The sequence below is a fragment of the Streptomyces sp. NPDC021622 genome (assembly GCF_040640795.1).
In the GTDB taxonomy this organism is placed as follows: Bacteria; Actinomycetota; Actinomycetes; order Streptomycetales; family Streptomycetaceae; genus Streptomyces.
Window position 1 is genome coordinate 302,906 of sequence record NZ_JBFACK010000010.1, and the last position, 19,922, is coordinate 322,827.

Sequence of the window (19,922 nt, forward strand, 5' to 3'; positions counted from 1 at the left end):
ACGCACTCCGGGGCCGACCGGCTCAGACCCTCATGGGGTGAGGCACAGCAACGTCACTTGTTGACGCAGGTGTTGCCGAAGGCGGGGTTCAGCAGCCCGATCACGGAGACCGTGTTGCCACAGGCGTTCACCGGGACGTGCACCGGGGCCTGAACGACATTGCCCGAAAGCACACCGGGAGACTTCACGGCGGCACCCTGGGCACCGGCGTCGGCGACGGCCATGCCCGCACCCGCGAGCACCAGACCACCAGTGGCAGCCGCAGCAGCGACGACCTTCTTGATCATTATTCCTCCTTGTTGGCAATGCGATCCCAGCCGCGGACCGCACCACCTGTAACGAGGAGGAACTAATGGGGCTACGAGCTTATGGTCGCTTTCACTCTTTTCAGTCCGGTGCGTACGCGCTGACGATTACCGGTGTGTCGTTTCAGCACGCAATACGGTCAATCGGGGGCGCACGGACCGGCGTTCAGGACGCGTCGATGAACCGGTCGAGCACGCGCACCCCGAACTTCAGGCCGTCCACCGGAACCCGCTCGTCGACACCGTGGAACATGCCGGCGAAGTCCAGCTCCGGCGGCAGCTTCAGCGGCGCGAAGCCGAAGCCGCGGATGCCGAGGTCGTCGAAGGACTTGGCGTCCGTGCCCGCGGAGAGCATGTACGGGACGGCGCGGGCGATGGGGTCCTCCGCCTGCAGCGCCGTCTGCATGGCGTCGACGAGCGCGCCGTCGAAGGTGGTCTCCAGGGCCTTGTCCGCGTGCACGTCCTCGCGCTTCACGTTCGGGCCGAGAATCCGGTCCAGGTCGGCGAGGAACTCCTCCTCGTACCCCGGCAGGAAGCGGCCGTCGACGTGCGCCGTGGCCTGGCCCGGGATGACGTTGACCTTGTAGCCCGCGCCCAGCTGGGTCGGGTTGGCGGTGTTCTGCAGCGAGGCGCCGATGAGCTTGGCGATGCCGCCGAGCTTGGCGAGCGTCTCGTCCATGTTCTCGGGGTCGAGCTCGGTGCCGAGGGCGTCGCCGAGCTCGTCGAGGAAGTGCCGCAGCGTCTTGGTGACCCGCACCGGGAACTTGTGCCGCCCCAACCGCCCGACCGCCTCGGACAGTTCGGTGATCGCATTGTCCTTGTGGATCATCGAACCGTGGCCCGCGGTACCGTCCACGGTCAGCTTCATCCAGTGCATGCCCTTCTGGGCCGTCTCGACGAGGTAGAGGCGCAACTGCTCGTTGACGGTGAAGGAGAAGCCGCCGACCTCGCTGATCGCCTCCGTGACGCCGTCGAAGAGCTCCCGGTGGTTGTCGACCAGGTACCGGGCGCCGTACGTGCCGCCGGCCTCCTCGTCGGCCATGAACGACAGCACGATGTCGCGCGGGGGCTTGCGGCCGCTGCGCATGCGCTCGCGCACGACCGCGAGGGTCATCGCGTCCATGTCCTTCATGTCGACGGCGCCACGGCCCCAGACACAGCCGTCCGCGATCTCCCCGGAGAAGGGGTGGTGCGTCCAGTCCTGGGCGTTCGCCGGTACGACATCGGTGTGGCCGTGGATGAGCAACGCGGGCCGGGAGCGGTCCTCGCCCTCGATGCGCGCCACCGTGGAGGCCCGTCCGGGGTGCGATTCGAAGATCTGCGGCTCCAGACCCACCTCGGCGAGCTTCTCCGCGACGTACTCGGCCGCCTTGCGCTCGCCGGGGCCGGAGTGGTCGCCGTAGTTGCTGGTGTCGATGCGGATGAGATCGCGGCAGAGATCGACGACCTCGTCCTCGCCGGTCACGGGCTGCGACCGGTCCGTCTTGCCTGCCCTGTCGGCCCTGCTCGACTCGCTCACGCTGGTTCCTCCCGCTATCGCTCCTGGTGGTCCCCTTCATCCTCCCGCGCCCACCCCCTGACGCCCAAGGCCGGGCACCGGCCGACATACGCCGTTCACGCGCGTGACCTGTGTGATCAGAGGGCCCCGAATGTTTGCTATGGTTTTCCACGTCGCCGCGGGAAACCGCGACAGACACCACCTGGTCCGGGTGGCGGAATGGCAGACGCGCTAGCTTGAGGTGCTAGTGCCCTTTAACGGGCGTGGGGGTTCAAGTCCCCCCTCGGACACCAACACGAAGGCCCCCAGGCAACTGGGGGCCTTCGTTCTGTCCCCCCACTTGAGGGAGGGACCGGCTCAGCCGACGGTGCTCTCCTGTTCTGCCGATCCGGCCCCGGACAAGCTGAGCGTGCTCGATACTGCTGCGATGAGCGCACGGCGTGCTGTTCTCCTTGTCACCAGCGCGACGACGGGCATCCTCGCGACCGTCTTCGCCGTTGTGGGTCCGCGACAAGCGGACCACATTGCGACTCTGGCCTCGGCTCTCGTCGCCGTCGTCGGACTGGGCGTCGCGGTCGCGGCGGCCGCACCGGGGACGCCCGCAAGGCAGAGCATCCGGGCGACGGACACCGGAGCAGCGACGGCAAGGGGATCCGGGTCGGCCGTGTCAGGGGCTGCCGTTTCGGTCACGAACGGCGCCGAGGCGATCGAGGTCTCACGCTCGGGTACAGCCGATGCAGCTGATGACGGCGAAGCCACCAGCGGCATCCGCCAGTTCTGACACCATCGCCCATGAGAGCGTCACGGCGCCGAGGCCGTCGGTGACGCGACCTGGCGAGCGAACACAAGGATGGTGCTGTTGGCCGGTCAAGGATCCCTGTGGGGGCGGCGGACGGATGCGGGGGCGACCGCCACGGGGCACGCCCAAGCCGTCGGTGGCGTGGCGGTGTCCGGCGCTCTGATCGTGGACGGCGGCGTCCACGTGACCGCTCCCGGCAGCGTCGCCCGGACCGGATACCGAGAGCAGATCCGGCGAAAGGCGCCTGAGCACCTGCGGGAACGTACGGAAGAACTGGCCGCCTTGGCCGCCTTCTGCACCGAGCCGGACGAGGGCCCCTATCTGTGGCTGCGAGGGCCGGCGTGGGCCGGTAAGTCGGCGCTGCTTTCGTGGTTCGCCCTGCATCCGCCCAGAGGCGTGCACCTCATCCCCTTCTTCATCACCGGCGGGTTCGCCGGCCAGAACGACCGCATCGGGTTCTGTGATGTGGTGATGGAGCAGTTGGCGGCCTTCCTCGGCCAGCCCATGCCCGCCCAGGTGACCGACGCGACACGCGACGGCCATCTGCTCGGCCTGATGGACGAGGCGGCCCGCGTGTGCCAGGCGAACGCCACGCGACTCGTCCTGGTCGTGGACGGCCTTGACGAGGACCAAGGCGTGACCGCCCACCCGGAGTCCTACAGCATCGCGGCCCTGCTCCCCGCAAGGCCCCAGGCCGGATTGCGCGTCATCGTCGCCGGCCGGCCGCACCCCCCGATTCCCGCCGATGTACCGAATGACCACCCGCTGCGCGATCCGGGGGTCGTGCGGGACCTCTCGGTGTCACCCCATGCCGAGGCATGCAGGGCCGACGCGGAGCGCGAGCTTCAGCGGCTGGCGGATGCGCCCGGCCTTGAGCGGGAGATCCTCGGCCTCATCACCGCCGCCGACGGTGGCCTGAGGGAGCAGGACCTGGCCGAACTCACGGGCGAATCCGCCTACACGGTCGGGCGGCACATCCATACGGTTTCGGGCCGGACGTTCGCTTCACTCCTGAGCTCGTGGACCAAGGAAGAGGTGTACGTCTTTGGCCACGACGAGCTGCGCAGCACGGCTTTGCGCATGTTGGGCAGCAAGGGCGTGGCCGGATATCGCGAGCGGCTCCATCAGTGGGCCGAGGGACACCGGAACGACGGCTGGCCCGTCCACACTCCGGAGTATCTGCTGCACGGCTACTTCCGCGCCCTGCAGATGGCGGACGACCTCCCGCGGGTGGTCACACACGCCACAGACTCCGCTCGCCACAACCGGATGCTCCAGGTGACGGGCGGCGACGCCGCGGCCTTCACGGAGGTCAAGGCCGCGCAGGAGATGATCCTCGGGCGCGAGGACCCGGATCTGCTCGCCATGGCCCGGCTGGCGGTGCATCGCGACGAGCTGACGGCGAGGAACGACAACGTTCCCGTTGCGCTGCCGGCGCTGTGGGCTGCCCTGGGCGCGCCGGAGCGGGCGGAAGCCGTGCTGAACAGCATCGTCATGCCGGACCAGCGCAACCGGGCTCTCCTGGCGCTGATAGAGACGCTGATCACCACTGGAGACCTGGCCCGGGCCCGAGCCCTTGCCGTGACGGCCGGTCAAGCAGGCGTACTTGCCCGCGCCTTGGCCGACGTGGCCAAAGCACTGTGCGCGGCAGGTGACTTGGCCGAAGCCGAGGAGGTCGTTCTCCTGGTGGAGGACCCGCGACAGCAGGTCAGCGCGCTGTCGGAGCTGGCTCGGGCAGCGGTGTCCTCAGGTGAACCGGCTCGCGCCCGGCTGCTCGTCGAGCAAGCCGAACGGACAGCGCTGGACATCACCAAACCGACGCACAGGGCAGCTGCGATCGGGAGTGTGGCCGGATCCTTTGCGCACATGGGCGAGCACACCAGTGCCCTCAGCCTCGTGCGCACGATTCCTGGGCCGTTCCACAGGGCACGCGCGCTGAACAGTCTGGCGCTCGCGGCCATTCTCGCGGAGGACCATGCCCGATGGGAGGCGCTCTCGGCTGAGGCCGAGGCCATCGCACGTGCTCTGCCCCACCCGGCCGCCCGGGCCAAGCTGCTGACATCCCTGGCCCGTACGGCAGCGAGCGCCGGACGGCGCGAACTCGCCAGGGATTTGTCGCAGGACGCCACAGAACTGGCCCAAGGGCTGGGGACTTCCGCCGAGCGGGCGGTGGCCCTCGTCCCGGTCGTCGCCGCGGTGTCGGCGGCGGGAGATCCCGGACGCGCCCGGCTCCTGGCACAGAGCATTTCCGTCCCGGGCAGACGTATGTGGGCGCTTATACAGCTCGTCAGGGGTGGAGCCATCAGCGTTCCGGAATGTATCGCGGAGTTGCCCGGGGAGGGGGACTCTCGCGTCAGGGACGGGGAACTCGTCTCCTTCGTACGGGTCGCGGCGGTGGAAATGAAGGAGCCCGCACTGGCACAGGCCTTCGCCGAAAGGATCCGCACGCCTGCCAGGCGGCTCCACCTCCTCCTCGAACTGGCCCGGAAGTATGCCGTCGATGGTGCACACAGCCTCGCCCACACGTTGCGGGCACAGGCCGAAGAGACCGGCCTGTCGCTGGTCGACCCGCAGGAGCAGATCGAGGCCATGGTGGGCACAGCGCGCCTCGATGCTCTGCTGGGGCACCGTGAACGCGCCCTTCAACTCGCCGAGACGGCGGAAGCGCGTCTGCGTGACCGCACCAGCAATGTCTGCCATCAGAGCCGTGCTCTGCTCAACCTCGCTCGCGCCATGATGACGATGGGAGATGCCGCACGGGCCAAGGGCCTCGGACACCAGGCTGAAGTGTTGGCCGGCGGCATCGGGCAGGCAGGCGAACGGACAAAGATCCAGACGGAGTTGATCGACCTCGCCGTCGCTGCCGGCGACCTCGACTGGGCCCAGGCCCTCGCGCCGGGACTCCATGACCCCTACAAACAGGCCTTGGCCCTCCTCGGAGTCGCCCGCGCATGGGCGGATGCCGGCGCTCCGAACCGTTGCCTCGCATTGCTGGCGGACATCGATTCCCTGTCCGAAACCTTGCGTATCCAGGGGGAACGGTCCCGCGTTCTGGCCGAGTCGACGAAGATTCTCACGCTGCTCGGGCTCTACGAGCGCGCGGAAGAGACGGCCCTGCGGATCCCCGAGGCCCAGCAGCAGGTACATGCCCTCGCGGAGTTGGCGAATCATGTGGAAGAGCGGCACGCCAGACGTCTGTGGGCGAGGGTTCTCAGCATAGAAAGCTGGGCCGATTACCTGGCCCATGGGGCGTTCACGGCGCCGTCGGTCGTGCAGGCAATTGCCGATGAACAACTGACGACGTCTGCTTCCTCACGCTTCAACCCCAGTCCCACAGACCACTCCTGACGCACTGAATGATCTCGGTCACAGCATAGATCGTTTACGACACGGGCAGCCTGGTAGCGCAGTTGATCGATAAATCGAACACACGCTCGCACGCCGGATTCAGGGGGGACTCCGCGTGCGCCTTTCTAGGAGACCGTGAATGCCGCAGGATGTCCGGTTCGACCTCCCCTTCACCACCCCCGTCAGCGAGCACCTCGCCTATGCGCGTGAGCAACACCTGCGATGGGTGAGGGAGATGGGCCTGGTGCGAAGTCAGGCCGGGTTCGAGGAGTATGTGAGCTGGGATCTGCCGCAGGCGGCCATACGCACCTATCCGCACGCCTCGGCCGACGACATGGTCGTCCTGATGAACTGGTTCTCGCTGGCCTTCCTCTTCGACGACCAGTTCGACACGGGCCGGCCCGACCGCGCCGACCGCATCGCCGAGGTCGCCCGTGAGCTCATCGCGACCCCGCTGCGTCCCGCCGGCAGCGAGCCCCGTGTCGTCTGCCCGATCACGGTGGCCTGGGCCGAGGTGTGGGCGCAGCTCTCGGATGGCATGTCCCTGGCATGGCGGACCCGGTTCGCGGCGTCCTGGGGGCGGTTCCTGGTCGCGCACTCCGAGGAGGTCGACCTGGCGGCGCGGGGCGCCGCCCTGGGGCTCGAGGAGTACACCGACTTCCGGCGGCGCACCGTGGGCATCCACCACAGCATCGACGCGGGTGAGCGCAGCCGCCGCTTCGAGGTGCCCGCCCAGGTGCAGGCGCATCCGGTGATGATCGGGCTGCGGGACGCCGCCGCGGACACCATCGGGTTCATGAACGACATCCACTCCTTCGAGCGCGAGAAGCGCCGGGGGGACGGCCACAACCTCATCGTCGTGCTGCGTCACGAGCGCGGCTGCTCCTGGGAGGAGGCCGCCGACGACGCGATCCGGATGACCACGGAGCGCCTTGCCGACTACCTGGAGTACGAGGCGAAGGTGCCCGCCATGTGCGACGAGCTGAACCTGTCGGAAGCCGACCGTGACCTGGTGCGGATGGGCGTGGAGGCCGCGCGGCACTGGATCAACGGCAACTACGAGTGGGCCCTGACCACCGGGCGGTACGCGGCGGTCAAGGACAGCCCCGCCGCCGTGGCCGAGGAGCAGGGCCGCGGCTCGCTCGACGACCTGCTGACCGCGGTCTGACACAGAGGAACCCCGAGCCGGACCGCCGATCGCGGTCCGGCCCGGGGCGTCTCAGACTCCGGCGGTCTGTGCCGCGAACTCGACGGGCAGGCGGTCGAGGCGCGCCTCCCACGTGGAGGCGGTGGTGGTGAGTTCCCCGGGCTCGACCGACAGGCGCAGCCCGGAGAGCCGGTGCAGCAGGACGTCGACGGACGTCTCGATGATGCCCTGGCCGAGACCCTGCCCCGGGCATTCGTGCGCGCCGCCGCTGAACGCGAGATGGGCCTGGTTGCCGTGCAGGTCGGTCGAGGCGTCCGGCCGGATCTCCGGGTCCAGATTGCCGGCCGCGAGGCCGAGGACGAGCAGGTCGCCCGACTTGATCTGCTGGCCGCCGAGCTCCAGGTCGGCCGTGGCGAAGCGCCCCGGGCAGACGGCGAGCGGCGGCGTGTTCCACATGACCTCCTGCACCACGGCGGAGATGTTCAGCTGCCCGCTCACCAGACCGGCCATGTGCGAGGCGTGCGTGAGCACGGACTGCAGGACCCGGGCGAGCAGGTTGCTCGTGGTGGTGTGCGCGGTGATCAGGACCAGACGCAGATGGCTGAGGATCTCGCCCTCGTCCAGGTCGGCGTGGTGGCTGAGGAGCCCGGTCGTGAAGTCGGCGCCCGGCTCGGCGCGCTTGCGCTCGGCCAGCGCCTCCAGGATCTGCATGATGCGGTCGTTGTGCGCCACGGCGTCCGCGCCACCCTTGATGACCTGCGCACAGGACACCGCGAGCTGTCGCCCCTCCCGCTCGGGCAGGCCGAACAGCCGCGTCAGGACCAGCATCGGCAGGTACTCGGCGTACTGCGCGACGAGATCCGCGCTGCCCTCCTCGGCGAACGCGTCGATCTGCTTGTTGGCGAAGTACGTGACGTGCCGCTTGACGCCGCGGTCCGCCAGGGCCTGCAGATTGTCCGTGACCGCCGCGCGCAGCCTCCGGTGCGGCTCACCGTCCTGGGAGACGCAGTCGGGGCGCCAGGCGAGCATCGGGATCAGGGGCGAGGTGTTCTCGACGCGCCCCTCCTTCCAGTCCCGCCAGATCCGCGAGTCACGGGCGAACTGGCGCGGGTTCTCAAGGACCCGCCGGTTCTCGCGGTAGCCGAGGACCAGCCAGGCCGGTATGTCCCCTTCGAGGAGGACGGGCGCGACCGAGCCGTGCTGCTTGCGCAGCCGCTCGTAGATGCCCTGCTGGTCCTTGGCCGCGTGCTCCCCGTACAGACGGGCGAGCCCGTTCGGACCGCCGTGGGCGACCGGGCAGCCCTCGGAAGCCGGGGTCGGGGAGTTCATCGGGCGGCCTCCAGGGCGGCGGCGGAGCGTTCCTTGAGATGGCGGATCAGGGCGATGAGGACATCGCGGCTGGACCCCCGGTCCCTGGCGTCGCAGGCGACGACCGGGGTGTGCTCGGAGATGTCCAGGGCGTCGCGTATCTCCTCGATGGGGTGCTCCTGGGAGTCGGGGAAGACGTTCAGGGCGATGACGAACGGCACGCCCTGCCGCTCCATCTCCTCGATCGCCCGGAAGCTGGACGCGAGGCGCCGCGTGTCCACCAGGACGACCGCGCCGAGTGCCCCCTTGAACAGGCCGTTCCACAGGAACCAGAAGCGCTCCTGGCCCGGCGTGCCGAACAGGTAGAGCACCAGCTGTTCGTTGAGTCCGATCCGTCCGAAGTCCAGGCTGACCGTGGTCTCGGTCTTGTCGGCGACGCCGATGAGGTGGTCGACGTCGATGCTCGCCTGGGTCAGGGTCTCCTCGGTGGTGAGCGGTTTGATGTCGCTCACGGAGCGGACCATGGTGGTCTTGCCGGTGCCGAAGCCCCCGGCGATCATCACTTTGACCGAGCGGCTCTCGGCGGGCAGTGAGCCCGCTGTCGTCGGCTGGTCCGGACGGTCAAAGCCTTTGAAGTCCACTGAGTACCTCCTCAAGGAGCGCGAGGTCCGCCCCATGGCCGGGTGTGGAAGCCGGGATGGGATCACGGGCGTCCACCAGGCCCGCTTCCAGCAGGTCGGCCACGAGCACCGCGAGAATGTTGAACGGCAGTCCGAGATGGGCGCCCAGCTCGGCCACCGACAGCGGATCGCGGCACCGGCGCACGATGTCCTCGTGCTCGTGCTGCATACCGGGAGCGGGGGCGGAGCGGGAGACGATGAGGGTCGCCACGTCGAGGCCGGCCGCCGGCCCACCTGGACCACTGCGACCGCCGGTGAGCACGTAGTAGCGCTCGAGACCGGACGGTTCCGTGGGCCGTGGGGGGCCGGACCGGTGGGGGCCACTCATCCAGACTGCTCCTCCTGGCGCGGAGTGGTGCCGAGGAGCTCACCCATCCTGCGGGACAGGTCCCTCATCTGGTGCCCGAGCAGCCCTTGATCGAGCCCTTCCTTGGCGAGGACGCCGAGGTACGTCTCCACTCCGGCCCGCACCACGAACAGGTGCCCGCCGTCCACCTCGATCATCGCCAGGCGCAACTGGCCGCCGAATTTCGGGAATTGGTCCGCCACCGGCTGCGCGAGCGCCTGCAGTCCGGCGACCACGGCGGCGAAGCGGTCCACGTCGTCCGGGTCGTCGGCTCCGTACGACGTGATGGCCTTGCCGTCGCTCGACGCGACCAGGGCGAAGCGGATCTCCTGGATGCTCTCGGTCAGATCGCGGAGCGCCCAGCTCACGTCGGTTTCGTGTTGCGTCATGTGGCTAGTCGCTCTCTTCGGTGCGGGGCTCGTCGGTCTCTCGTCCAGCGGTGGCGAAGGCCGCCAGGCCGGTGAAGGACGCGTCCGGCGGCGCTACGGGCTGCGCGGGAGTGGCCGCCGGCCGCTCGACCGCCTTGGGGGCCTCGGCACGCTTGCTCCTGCGCCGGGGCAGACCGCCCGGAGTGACGTCCGCGGTGGCTTCGCCGGCGCCGTTCGGCTCGGCGGGAGAGGCCTGCTCGGGGGCGGCGACCGGCTCGGCGGCCGGGGCGGTGGCGGCGACGGGCGCCTCGGCGGTGGTGGACCCGGCCTGGGCGGCGGCGGGGACGGACACGGACGCGGCCGGAAGCGGGCTGAAGTACTTGTGCGGTACGACGACGACCACCGAGGTGCCCAGCCAGGGCGAGTCGGCGAAGGTGACCCGGATGCCGTACTTGCGGGCCAGCGTGCCGACGACCCGCAGGCCCAGGTGCGCGTCCTCCGCGAGGCCGCCGATGCCGGGGCCCTCGGCGATGCCTTCGAGCGCCTGCAGCGCCTGCTGCTTCTTCTCGTCGGTCAGGCCCTTGCCGGCGTCCTGGATCTCGATGCCGACGCCGTTGGGCACCTCCTTGCCGGACACGACGACCGGCTCGGTGGGCGGCGAGTAGCGCGCCGCGTTGTCCAGGAGGTGGGCGAAGATCAGCGTGAGGTGGTCCACCAGACCGCCGTCGACGCCGAGTTCGGGCAACTGGCGCAGCTGGATCCGGTCGAAGTCCTTGATGCGCCCGATGCCGCCGCGTACGACGCTGAGCAGACGCTGCGGCTCCTGCCACTGGCGGCCTGGACGGTCCGTGCCGCCGAGCACGCCGATGCTGGCGGCCAGACAGTCGGCGGGGCCGATCGCCTGGTCGAGCTCCATCAGGCCCTGGGCGACGGCCGGGGTCCTGCCGTGCTCGCCCTGCATCTCGTGCAGCCGGCCACGGATCTTTCCGGTCAGTACGTGGATCCGGCTGCCGATGCTGATGACGGCCTGCTCGGCGGAGGTGCTGCGGTTGAGCTCCTCCTCGACGGCGATCAGGCCGGTCCGCAGGGCCTTGCGCACTTCGAGCCTGAACTCCGGTGTGATCTCGGTCTCTTGCTCAAGCTCGACGGGCAGCACGTCGTCGATCGCCGCGCCGCCGCGCAGGCCCGCGATGGCCGAGGGCAGGAATTCCTCCGCGAGGCGGGCGACCAGCGCCTGCTGGCGGTCGAGCTGCCACTGCCACGCCTTGGCCTCGTCGGCCCACTGGGCCTCCTGGGCGGCGTTCTTGTCCTCGTGCTGCCGCTCCAGGGCGGCGAGGTGCTGCTGCCACTGCTGGGAGTGGCTGAGCTGTGCGGTGCGCGACTCGTCGGCGGCGCGGCTCAGGCCCTGTCGCGTACGCAACAGGAGGCGGACACATGCCGCGGCGGCGGCGGTGCCGGCGAGGCCGACGAGCGCGGCGGGTATTCGGGCCGGTTCGGAGCCGGCGACCAGCATGACGACGCTGCCGGCGCCGAGACCGGTCGGCAGCAGCCACCAGCTGTACCAGGCCGCCGGTGCACGGGCCGCGGTCGGCGGCGGAGTGGCAAGTTCCATCTGCATCCTCAAACCAACGCGATCGAAGAGTGGACAACCCAACCAAGGGGTCGCACCCATCGCATCTCGGTACCCCGGGACGGCGGCACCCCCTCGATCACCTGCGTGATCCCCCGTACGACAGCGCGACGGCGCCGTGGGTGCGCGAATCTCGATATCGCGTCAACTCACGGCGCTGCAGCGGAGCTTATCTGGTGGGGCATGGTGTTGATCAACCCGGTCGGTCAGCGGACGGCGACGGTAGGTGATCTTCGGCCAGGGGTGCGGGCGGTGGCTGGATCGCACCGCGGGTCAGTCGTCCCACAGCTCCCCGTGCCGGCGATGGGCGTCCGTCAGACCGTTCGTGAAGTACTTCTCGTAGTAGGGCCGCTCCACGTGGTGCGCCTGGAGCCAGACGCCGGGGACGTGGATCGCGTCCGTGTGCGCGGGGAAGCGGCGGTGGGTGCGCAGGATGTACGCGCAGATGTCGCGGGCGCATTCGACGACCCGGTCCTCGTACTCGCTCGCCTCCGCCAGATAGCGCCGGCCGTAGTCCTCCCGGTAGATGCGGGAGAAGACGTCCTTGTCGCCGTAGACGCCGCCGGGGCCGAACTTCTCGCGGATGACGGCGTCCACCGCGTCGGACATCGACGCGAACGCGGGCGGGCACATGGCGGAGATCAGTGGCTCGCCATTCGGTGCCTTGAGCCCCACGGGGTGCGAGCGGACGTTGGCGTACCTGGGAAGAGGGATGTGCCAGCGCCACAGGTCGGCGACGCGCCAGCGCGGGGTGACGAAGGTGAAGCCGAGCATCTTGCCGTACGCACGGCTGAACTTCGGGTCGCCCAGCGCTATTTGGGGGTTGATGGAGGCGTGGATCCAGGCGCCGAGGCCCATCCCCTCGGCCACCAGCATGAGGTTCTGGAGGAGCAGGTCCGCCTCGATCTGGGTGCGCAGGGGGCCGAGCGCGCCCAGCGGCAGCTTCAGCTTCTCGTTCAGGAAGCCGTTGCGGATCCACTTCTTCACGCCCGCCGGGCGGTAGAAGTTGCGGTCGTCCACCAGGGTGGGGCGGGCGCCGTCCGGCTGTGTGAGCAGGTACATCAGGGCGTTGATGTACTGGTGGGAGAGGTCCACCACCGGGAACAGCAGCGTCGTACCGGGCAGGTTGGACAGGAAGCGGTTCGAGTCCAGGTAGGCGGGGAAGTCCCGCAGGCCCTCGGCGACGTCGAGGCGGTGGTCGAGGACCTGGACCTTGGACTGCCGGGCGCGGTCGGTCAGGGTCAGCGCGTCGAAGGGTTCCCCGGGCGCCGGGTCCAGCTTGCGCAGGTAGTACGTCCCCGTGTCGTTGATCAGGAAGAAGTGCGTGCCCTGCGCGTTGTCGGGGCTGCCGGCCGTGCGCCCCGCCATCGTCAGGTTCGGCTTCGCCATGATCGGTTTGCCGTTGCGCGGGTCGTCGAAGGGGCGGTCCGGCATCGTCAGACCGGTGCAGCCGGTCAGGGCGATCAGGACCGCCTCCTCCAGTTCGGTGAGCGGCTGCGGGGCCTGCTCGGACACGTGACTCATCGACCCCGCCGGGACGTTGGCGCCGCGGCTCACCCGGTGGGTGCGGCGGCGCCAGACCGTCTCCAGGAGGGGGCGTACGAAGAGGTCGTCGAGCCCCGGGTGGTGCCCGTCCGCCCGGGGCCCGTCCCCGCCGTCATCCCGCGGCATCGCTGCCGCCGTCCCGCATCGGCTGCACCTGCCGCCACGGCGCGAACGCGCTCGCCTCGCGCGGCAGCAGCCCCGCGAGGTCCGGGGCGTGCCGCAGGATGACGGACTTCATGCCGCCCTTCTCGACCCAGTCCATGCCGAGCGGCGTGTAGATCTCGGGGCGGTAGTCGACGGTCAGGAAGCGGTCGCTCTGCAGGCGGCGCGTGGCCATCAGGATGAAGATGCGGAAGGCGGTGTCGCTGAAGCCGAAGCCGGTCGGCGGGTTCTCGGCGAACAGGCCGACCACGGTGTCGATCTCGTCGACCGAGTCGTAGACGTCCTTGAGGCGTGCCAGGGTCTCGGGGTCCTGGGTCAGGTCCTCGAAGCGGCTGATCCGCGGCTTGTGCAGGCCCGCGCGGAAGTCGTTGTAGCGCGGCACGCCCCGCCTGCGGGTGCGCACGAGGTCGACGACGGACAGGTCGATGATCTCCCCGTCGCGCTCGAAGCGCTGCAGCGCGCGCGGGAAGTTGTTCAGGGTGATCGCGCCGGGGTGGGCGATGCCGAAGGAGTAGAGGGTGTCGGCCAGGCCCGTCTTGCGGATGGCGGCCTCGGCGGCGGCGCCCTGGATGTCGTTGAAGCCGAGGCTCTCCAGGCGCTGCCCGAAGTGGTGCTCGCGCATCACGTAGTCGTCGGGGATCAGCGGATGCATCCGGTAGACGGTGACGAAGTCCTCGGTGAGGGAGTACGGCGCCGCGTGGTGGTCCGGCAGGGTCTTGGGGATCCCGGTCAGCGAGTGGGACTCCAGGAGCCACAGGCCCAGTTTGTTGAGCCAATTGTCGGGCGGGCCCTCCCAGTTGGTGTGCAGGCCGAGGTCGATGGCCTTGGTGGCGAGGATCGCGGGGGTCCACTCCACGGTGTGGATCTTGGCGATGAGGGCGGAGACGACCAGGCGTGCCGTGTGGTAGACGCTGTCCTCGCTCATCGCCGGGTACTCGCCGCGCAGCGCCGCGCAGACCGCGTTGTGCTCACGGGCGAAGAGGGTGTGCATCGCGCTGAGACCGAGCCACCAGCTGTCGTTGAAGCCGGTGAGCGGGACGCCGTTCTGGCCGATGGGCAGATGCCCGTCCTCCAGGCGCAGATCGGCGCCGCCGTCCGGGGCGCGCAGGAACCTGGCGGTGCGCTCGTCGGCGCCGTACACCTCGGAGCCGTCCCACCAGTGCGACGCGGTGTTGGCGAAGAGGATCGGCGGCTGATTGCCCGGCAGTTGGATGCCCTCGTTCTCGGCGAAGCGCATCACGTTCTCGGGTGGCCCGCCCGGGGTGTTGTGCCAGGTGCTGCCGGGCGGCAGCGGGACCTCGACGGTCTTGCCGCCGGCCGGGTAGCGGCGGTGGTTGACCCAGTCGTGGACCTGGAACTGGATCCACGCGGCGGCCAGGATGTTGAGCGTGGTCGCCGGTACGAAGGTGTCGCGCTGCAGGAGTTCGCGGCTGACGGTGACCGGGTTCGGGGTGTCGAAGAGGTCGGGCCGGTAGTCCGGCTTCAGGTTGCGTCCGAAGGCCGCGCCGACGGCTCCCATGGACGGCGCGGAGAGATCGTTGGACGTGCCGTCGTAGGACCGGGCCGTGCGCAGCCGCTCGTCGACGGGCGCCGGCACGGGGACGGCCTTCGGGGGCGCCTCGTGCACGTCGGTGTCGATGAGGTTGAGGCGCCTGAGCACCTTGCGCAGGAAGACCAGGTTCAGCAGGCTCGGCTCCAACGGCAGCTTGTGCCAGGGGACATAGCGGTTGAGTACGCGGAAGAAGCCGCCGACGGGGATGCCGAGCACGCGGTTGCGCAGCGGTTCCTCCGTGCTGAAGCGCAGCCCCTGGCGGTGGGCGGCGCTCGCTTCGTACGCGGCCTTGCGGGCGCGGTTGAGGTTGCCCAGGGGGCGGAATTCGTCGGTCGTGTACCAGGGGTTGAAGGCGAGCTCTTCGACGCGCCCGGCGGCGGCCTGCGCCTCGGCGGTGGTGATGTCCTGGCGTGGCACGGTGAGGCGCCCGATGGGAACCGCGGGGGTGATGGCGTCCTTCCAGTCCACGGAGCCGTCCTCGACGGGCGTGCGCCGCTCGTCGACGTAGCGCTGTACGCACAGCTCGAAGGCGACGTCCGACGTGACGAGGCGGTGGGCGAGTTCGCGGTGCAGGAAGCGGGGATCGCGGCGCTCGGGCCTGGGCTCGGGGGCGCTGCCCACGACGGGGCGCAGCAGATAGCGGACCGGGCCCGCGTCGCCCCACAGGATCGCGCCGCGGCTCCAATAGGTCTCCCTGGCAAGGCTGTCGACCTTGTGGCGGGTGGCTGCCTGGATGTTGCGGCGCATCCGCGTCGCGGCGGAGAGACCGACGGCGAGCGGAAGCTTCACGAACAGGCCAAGGGCCTTCTTCAGCGGGCTCGTCGCGCCCGCCATGGCCTTGGCGAAGGCGACGAACTCGCGGGCGTCACGGGCGTGCGACACCGGGTAGTTGGTGGCGAGCAGGTCGTGGCTCTCCTCGGCCGACACCGTCACCCGCACGGCGACGCCGCGCAGATCGGCCACCCCGTCGCCCTGCCGGATGCCGCTCGCGTTGGAGAGCCGCACGGTCGCCGGGTACTCGGCGCCGGGCCGGGCGAACCCGGTGCGCAGCGCATCGGGCAGGTCGTCGCGGAAGGAGAAGCGGGCGTTCTCCACGCCGAGTGCGGACTTCGCATGCTGGGTGCGGGCGAGTGAACCGGCGCCGCCCGCCCGCCGGTTCTTGACCTGAACCTTCATCAGTTCGCGTGCCAGGCGCTCGAAAAGCCGCCGCTCCGCCTCGGGGCTGCCGCCCACGTAACGCTCGTAACTCTGCTCGTACTGTCCGGTGTCGGCCATCAGGCGTTTCCTTCGCACGCAGGCGTACGGGACGGGGCTAGGCCCTGTCGTCGGACTCCCGCCGTCCGCCCGAAGGGCGGGCCTCGCGGCGTCTGGTGCGTGCTGTCGGCGTGCCGGGTGGAAGCCCTCGTACTGGGCGTACTCGGGCTTTCGCCCGGTGCGGGGAGAGTACGTGCCAGGCGTCGCGGGGCAGGCGGGAGTCCGACGACAGGGCCTAGGACGCTAGTGGCGGCACCGGACGGCCGCAGCGCGGGATCTCGCCTATATGTGGGGCCTGCGTCGCAGCTCGAACAGGCAGGCGGGCGGCGGTATTTGGGCCCGTCGGCGGGCCGTGGCGGGGGCGTGGCGTGGCGCGTGTGATCGTCCGCGAGTCCCTCTGGGGCCTCCACCCACAGCAGCCCCAAGAGCGAGAGGGCGCTGATGGCCGGTCCCGTACGGGTCGCCGCGCGCCCCCCGCTACTCGATGAAGTCGCCGTCGACGTACACCCAGGCCCCGTGGACCCGCTCGAACCTGCTGCGCTCGTGCAGCGCGTCCTGGCGGCCCCCGTCGGTGTACCGGGCCCGGAACTCGACCGTGCCCGTGCTGTGGAACGCCGTGCCTTCGGCGGTCGCCAGGATCTCCAGGCCCACCCAGCGCATGCCGGGGTCGAACTCGACGCGGGGCGGCCGGGTCCTCGGGTGCCAGGTGCGCAGGAGGTACGCCTCGTCCCGCTTCACGAAGGCGCTGTAGCGGGAGCGCATCAGCTCCTCGGGCACGGCGGCCTTCGCCTCCCCCCGGTGCAGCCGTCCACAGCACGACTCGTACGGCTCGGGGCGCCCGCAGGGGCAGGTCTTGGGGCGGCGGGTGGGGCGTCGGGACATGGGTCTCATTGTCCCCGACGGGGACGCCCCAATGAGCTGCGGGCCAGGCCGACGCCCCTCAGGGGGCGCGGGGAACTGCGCGACAAGCCACAAAGCACCCGCAGACACACACGGCGCCCCAGCAGGGGAAGCCCAGCTACGGGGCGAGAATGTCCAGCTCCTGCAGCGCACCCACCGCAATCTCCCGCGTCAGAGCCTCCGCACGGACGGCGTCGCCTTCGCGCACGGCCTCGGCGACCCGCACGTGCAACGTGACGGCGGCCGGATCCGGATCCTCGAACATCACCTGGTGATGCGTACGCCCGGCGAGCACCTCAGCAACGACATCGCCAAGCCGAGCAAACATCTCGTTGCCGGAAGCGTTCAGAACAATGCGGTGGAAGTTGATGTCGTGGAAGAGGTAGCCCTCCAGCTGCTGCCCCCGCGAGGTGGCGACCATGCCGAGCGCGCACTCCGTGAGGGCGGCACACTGCTCGGGCGTGGCGTGCTGCGCGGCGAGCCCCGCGGCGACCGGTTCGACCGCAGAGCGCAGGACGGTGAGGGAGCGCAGCTGGCGCGGCCGGTCGGCGCCCGCGAGCCGCCACCGGATGACCTGCGGGTCGTAGACGTTCCACTCCTCGGTGGGCCGTACGGTCACGCCCACCCGGCGCCGCGACTCGACGAGGTGCATGGACTCGAGCACCCGCACGGCTTCCCTGATGACGGAACGTGACACCTCGAAGCGCTGCGCCAGTTCATCCGTACGCAAGACACTGCCCGGCGGGTACTCACCGCCGGTGATGGCGGGCCCGAGGCTTTCCAGTACACGAGCGTGCAGCCCACGGGCAGGTTCGGTCATGACGTCAGGGTATGTGGGGACCCTCGGGAACAAAAAGTCAGACTTTTGCGTCACAGCCTCTTGAATTCGTCAGACCTAATGGGTTTCAGTGACGTGAACGGACCGTCGGCTCTCCCCCGACCGGCGGTCCGTGCACGACCGATGTCGATGACGTCGAAGATGTCGATGAAGACAGCGAGGCAGGACAGCGATGAGCACCCCACACGTCGTCGTAGTGATGGGCGTGGCAGGAACCGGCAAGACCACGATCGGCCCCCTGCTCGCAGATCGGCTCGGCGTTCCCTACGCCGAAGGCGACGACTTCCACCCCCCGGCGAACATCGCCAAGATGTCGGCCGGCACCCCGCTGACCGACGACGACCGCTGGCCCTGGCTCGACGCCATCGGCGCCTGGGCGCACGGCCGCGCCGGACGCGGCGGTGTGGTCAGCAGCTCGGCGCTCAAGCGCAGCTATCGCGACCGGCTGCGGGCCGAGGCCCCCGGCCTCGTTTTCGTCCACCTCACCGGCACCCGCGAGCTCATCGAGGACCGGATGTCCCACCGGCAGGGCCACTTCATGCCGACGGCCCTCCTCGACTCGCAGTTCGCCACGCTCCAGCCGCTCGGCGCGGACGAGGCGGGCGTCGCCGTCGATGTCACCGGCACTCCCCAAGAGATCAGCGAGCGGGCGTACGAGGCCCTGCTCGCCCTCGACAAGTAGACCCGCCCGGCGGGTGGCTCCGCCGGCGCGCAACCCCCCTCACCCGCACCACCGTCCCCTCTCCCCTGACGTACAAGGAAGCCACCGTGACCAGTCTCAGCGTTGAGATGCTGGCAGCGGACCCCCTCGAGCCGATCACCTCCGCTGGCCATGCCCAGCTGGGTATCGCCGTCCTCGCGGGCATCGCCGTCATCGTCCTGCTCATCACGAAGTTCAAGCTGCACGCGTTCCTGGCCCTGACCATCGGATCGCTCGCCCTCGGCGCCTTCGCGGGCGCCCCGCTCGACAAGGCGATCGCCAGCTTCACGGCGGGGCTCGGTTCCACGGTCGCGGGCGTGGGTGTCCTGATCGCCCTCGGCGCGATCCTCGGCAAGCTGCTCGCCGACTCCGGCGGCGCCGACCAGATCGTCGACACGATCCTGGCCAAGGCGGGGAAGTCCGGCGGCAAGGCGATGCCCTGGGCGATGGTCCTCATCGCCTCGGTGATCGGCCTTCCGCTCTTCTTCGAGGTCGGCATCGTGCTGCTGATCCCGGTCGTCCTGATGGTCGCCAAGCGCGGCAACTACTCGCTGATGCGGATCGGCATCCCAGCCCTCGCCGGCCTGTCCGTGATGCACGGCCTCATTCCGCCGCACCCCGGTCCGCTCGTCGCGATCGACGCGGTGGGCGCGAACCTGGGGATCACGCTGGCGCTCGGCGTTCTGGTCGCCATCCCGACGGTGATCATCGCCGGTCCGGTCTTCTCGAAGTACGCCGCCCGCTGGGTCGACGTCCCGGTGCCCGACCGCATGATCCCCGAGCGCACCTCGGACAACCTGGACAAGCGCCCCAGCTTCGGCGCCTCCGTCGCGACCATCCTGCTTCCGGTGGTCATGATGCTGGCCAAGGCGCTGGTCGACATCATCGTCGACAACCCCGAGCACACCGTGCAGCGCGTCTTCGACGTCATCGGGTCGCCGCTGATCGCGCTGCTCACCGCGGTCATCGTGGGCATGTTCACGCTGGGCCGGGCGGCCGGCTTCACCAAGGACCGTCTCTCGACGACGGTCGAGAAGTCGCTCGCGCCGATCGCCGGTGTGCTGATGATCGTCGGTGCGGGTGGTGGCTTCAAGCAGACGCTGATCGACTCGGGTGTCGGTCAGATGGTCCTTGACATCTCCAAGGACTGGTCGATTCCGGCGCTGTTGCTCGCGTGGCTGATCGCTGTGGTGATCCGGCTCGCGACGGGGTCGGCGACGGTGGCCACGATCTCTGCGGCGGGGCTTGTGGCTCCGCTGGCGGCGGACATGTCCGACTCGCATACGGCGCTGCTGGTGCTGGCGATCGGTGCGGGGTCGCTGTTCTTCTCGCATGTGAACGATGCGGGGTTCTGGCTGGTGAAGGAGTACTTCGGGCTTGACGTGGGGCAGACGATCAAGACCTGGTCGGTCATGGAGACGATCATCTCCGTGGTCGCGGGTGGGTTCGTGCTGCTGCTTTCGCTGGTGCTTTAGCCGGGGTCAGGGCGGGGTTCTTTTCCCCAACCCCGCCCCTACCCGAATCACTTCCGGCTCCGCCGGC

16 protein-coding genes and 1 tRNA gene are annotated in these 19,922 nt (G+C 69.7%); 6 read left to right on the forward strand and 11 right to left on the reverse strand.

Translation table 11 applies throughout. The features are described from left to right. Positions 1-53: 53 nt before the first annotated feature. Together chpH and AB0G47_RS21975 are read right to left on the reverse strand one after the other, a co-directional pair. Positions 54-287: a chaplin ChpH gene (gene chpH, locus AB0G47_RS21970; protein WP_360772354.1), complete on the reverse strand. Its 234-nt coding sequence runs from the start codon at positions 285-287 to the stop codon at positions 54-56. 184 nt (positions 288-471) lie between these two features. Then, positions 472-1,770 (reverse strand): M20/M25/M40 family metallo-hydrolase, encoded by a 1,299-nt coding sequence (locus AB0G47_RS21975; RefSeq protein ID WP_360772450.1) that lies wholly within the window; start codon positions 1,768-1,770, stop codon positions 472-474. A 238-nt stretch (positions 1,771-2,008) separates the two neighbouring features. Here AB0G47_RS21975 and AB0G47_RS21980 point away from each other — a divergent pair. The 4 genes from AB0G47_RS21980 (at position 2,009) to AB0G47_RS21995 (ending at position 7,118) form a co-directional block, all read left to right on the forward strand. Next, positions 2,009-2,096 (forward strand) — tRNA-Leu (locus AB0G47_RS21980). Between the two features lie 134 nt (positions 2,097-2,230). After that, positions 2,231-2,584 carry a hypothetical protein gene (locus AB0G47_RS21985; protein WP_360772357.1) on the forward strand — a complete coding sequence of 118 codons (354 nt, stop codon included), beginning with the start codon at positions 2,231-2,233 and terminating at the stop codon, positions 2,582-2,584. A 165-nt stretch (positions 2,585-2,749) separates the two neighbouring features. Then, on the forward strand, positions 2,750-5,950 hold the full coding sequence (locus AB0G47_RS21990) for a hypothetical protein (protein ID WP_360772360.1): 3,201 nt from the start codon (positions 2,750-2,752) through the stop codon (positions 5,948-5,950). A 139-nt stretch (positions 5,951-6,089) separates the two neighbouring features. Beyond that, a complete protein-coding gene (locus tag AB0G47_RS21995; RefSeq protein WP_360772361.1) occupies positions 6,090-7,118 on the forward strand; it encodes a 7-epi-alpha-eudesmol synthase in 1,029 nt (342 codons plus the stop codon). A 51-nt stretch (positions 7,119-7,169) separates the two neighbouring features. Here AB0G47_RS21995 and AB0G47_RS22000 read toward each other — a convergent pair whose 3' ends face one another. The 9 genes from AB0G47_RS22000 to AB0G47_RS22040 form a co-directional block, all read right to left on the reverse strand. Beyond that, positions 7,170-8,426, reverse strand: coding sequence for a cytochrome P450 (locus AB0G47_RS22000; RefSeq protein WP_360772364.1), 1,257 nt, complete (start codon positions 8,424-8,426; stop codon positions 7,170-7,172). Beyond that, on the reverse strand, positions 8,423-9,046 hold the full coding sequence (locus AB0G47_RS22005; RefSeq protein WP_360772366.1) for an ATP/GTP-binding protein: 624 nt from the start codon (positions 9,044-9,046) through the stop codon (positions 8,423-8,425). The genes AB0G47_RS22000 and AB0G47_RS22005 overlap by 4 nt, the downstream gene beginning before the upstream one ends. Beyond that, positions 9,027-9,413, reverse strand: a complete 387-nt coding sequence (locus tag AB0G47_RS22010; protein ID WP_360772367.1) for a DUF742 domain-containing protein — start codon at positions 9,411-9,413, stop codon at positions 9,027-9,029. The genes AB0G47_RS22005 and AB0G47_RS22010 overlap by 20 nt, the downstream gene beginning before the upstream one ends. After that, positions 9,410-9,820, reverse strand: a complete 411-nt coding sequence (locus AB0G47_RS22015; RefSeq protein ID WP_360772370.1) for a roadblock/LC7 domain-containing protein — start codon at positions 9,818-9,820, stop codon at positions 9,410-9,412. The genes AB0G47_RS22010 and AB0G47_RS22015 overlap by 4 nt, the downstream gene beginning before the upstream one ends. A gap of 4 nt (positions 9,821-9,824) precedes the next feature. After that, on the reverse strand, positions 9,825-11,411 hold the full coding sequence (locus AB0G47_RS22020) for an ATP-binding protein (protein ID WP_360772373.1): 1,587 nt from the start codon (positions 11,409-11,411) through the stop codon (positions 9,825-9,827). 291 nt (positions 11,412-11,702) lie between these two features. Next, positions 11,703-13,100 (reverse strand): hypothetical protein, encoded by a 1,398-nt coding sequence (locus tag AB0G47_RS22025; protein ID WP_360772376.1) that lies wholly within the window; start codon positions 13,098-13,100, stop codon positions 11,703-11,705. Next, complete coding sequence (locus AB0G47_RS22030; protein ID WP_360772379.1) at positions 13,087-15,963, reverse strand: peroxidase family protein; 2,877 nt, start codon at positions 15,961-15,963, stop codon at positions 13,087-13,089. The genes AB0G47_RS22025 and AB0G47_RS22030 overlap by 14 nt, the downstream gene beginning before the upstream one ends. A 456-nt stretch (positions 15,964-16,419) precedes the next feature. After that, positions 16,420-16,824, reverse strand: coding sequence for a YchJ family metal-binding protein (locus AB0G47_RS22035; protein WP_360772382.1), 405 nt, complete (start codon positions 16,822-16,824; stop codon positions 16,420-16,422). 136 nt (positions 16,825-16,960) lie between these two features. Beyond that, positions 16,961-17,662 carry a FadR/GntR family transcriptional regulator gene (locus tag AB0G47_RS22040; protein WP_360772384.1) on the reverse strand — a complete coding sequence of 234 codons (702 nt, stop codon included), beginning with the start codon at positions 17,660-17,662 and terminating at the stop codon, positions 16,961-16,963. A gap of 190 nt (positions 17,663-17,852) precedes the next feature. On the opposite strand from AB0G47_RS22040, the gene AB0G47_RS22045 reads away from it, so the two are divergent. Both AB0G47_RS22045 and AB0G47_RS22050 read left to right on the forward strand, forming a co-directional pair. Further along, positions 17,853-18,362 (forward strand): gluconokinase, encoded by a 510-nt coding sequence (locus AB0G47_RS22045; RefSeq protein ID WP_360772387.1) that lies wholly within the window; start codon positions 17,853-17,855, stop codon positions 18,360-18,362. Positions 18,363-18,448: 86 nt separating this feature from the next. Next, positions 18,449-19,855 (forward strand): gluconate:H+ symporter, encoded by a 1,407-nt coding sequence (locus AB0G47_RS22050; protein WP_360772390.1) that lies wholly within the window; start codon positions 18,449-18,451, stop codon positions 19,853-19,855. Positions 19,856-19,922: the final 67 nt, after the last annotated feature.

Bases quoted from the DNA above. Each gene is read 5' to 3' on its own strand.
- chpH (WP_360772354.1), bottom strand. From the start codon at position 287: ATGATCAAGAAGGTCGTCGCTGCTGCGGCTGCCACTGGTGGTCTGGTG.
- AB0G47_RS21985 (WP_360772357.1), top strand. From the start codon at position 2,231: ATGAGCGCACGGCGTGCTGTTCTCCTTGTCACCAGCGCGACGACGGGC.
- AB0G47_RS21995 (WP_360772361.1), top strand. From the start codon at position 6,090: ATGCCGCAGGATGTCCGGTTCGACCTCCCCTTCACCACCCCCGTCAGC.
- AB0G47_RS22000 (WP_360772364.1), bottom strand. From the start codon at position 8,426: ATGAACTCCCCGACCCCGGCTTCCGAGGGCTGCCCGGTCGCCCACGGC.
- AB0G47_RS22010 (WP_360772367.1), bottom strand. From the start codon at position 9,413: ATGAGTGGCCCCCACCGGTCCGGCCCCCCACGGCCCACGGAACCGTCC.
- AB0G47_RS22015 (WP_360772370.1), bottom strand. From the start codon at position 9,820: ATGACGCAACACGAAACCGACGTGAGCTGGGCGCTCCGCGATCTGACC.
- AB0G47_RS22020 (WP_360772373.1), bottom strand. From the start codon at position 11,411: ATGGAACTTGCCACTCCGCCGCCGACCGCGGCCCGTGCACCGGCGGCC.
- AB0G47_RS22025 (WP_360772376.1), bottom strand. From the start codon at position 13,100: ATGCCGCGGGATGACGGCGGGGACGGGCCCCGGGCGGACGGGCACCAC.
- AB0G47_RS22030 (WP_360772379.1), bottom strand. From the start codon at position 15,963: ATGGCCGACACCGGACAGTACGAGCAGAGTTACGAGCGTTACGTGGGC.
- AB0G47_RS22035 (WP_360772382.1), bottom strand. From the start codon at position 16,824: ATGTCCCGACGCCCCACCCGCCGCCCCAAGACCTGCCCCTGCGGGCGC.
- AB0G47_RS22040 (WP_360772384.1), bottom strand. From the start codon at position 17,662: ATGACCGAACCTGCCCGTGGGCTGCACGCTCGTGTACTGGAAAGCCTC.
- AB0G47_RS22045 (WP_360772387.1), top strand. From the start codon at position 17,853: ATGAGCACCCCACACGTCGTCGTAGTGATGGGCGTGGCAGGAACCGGC.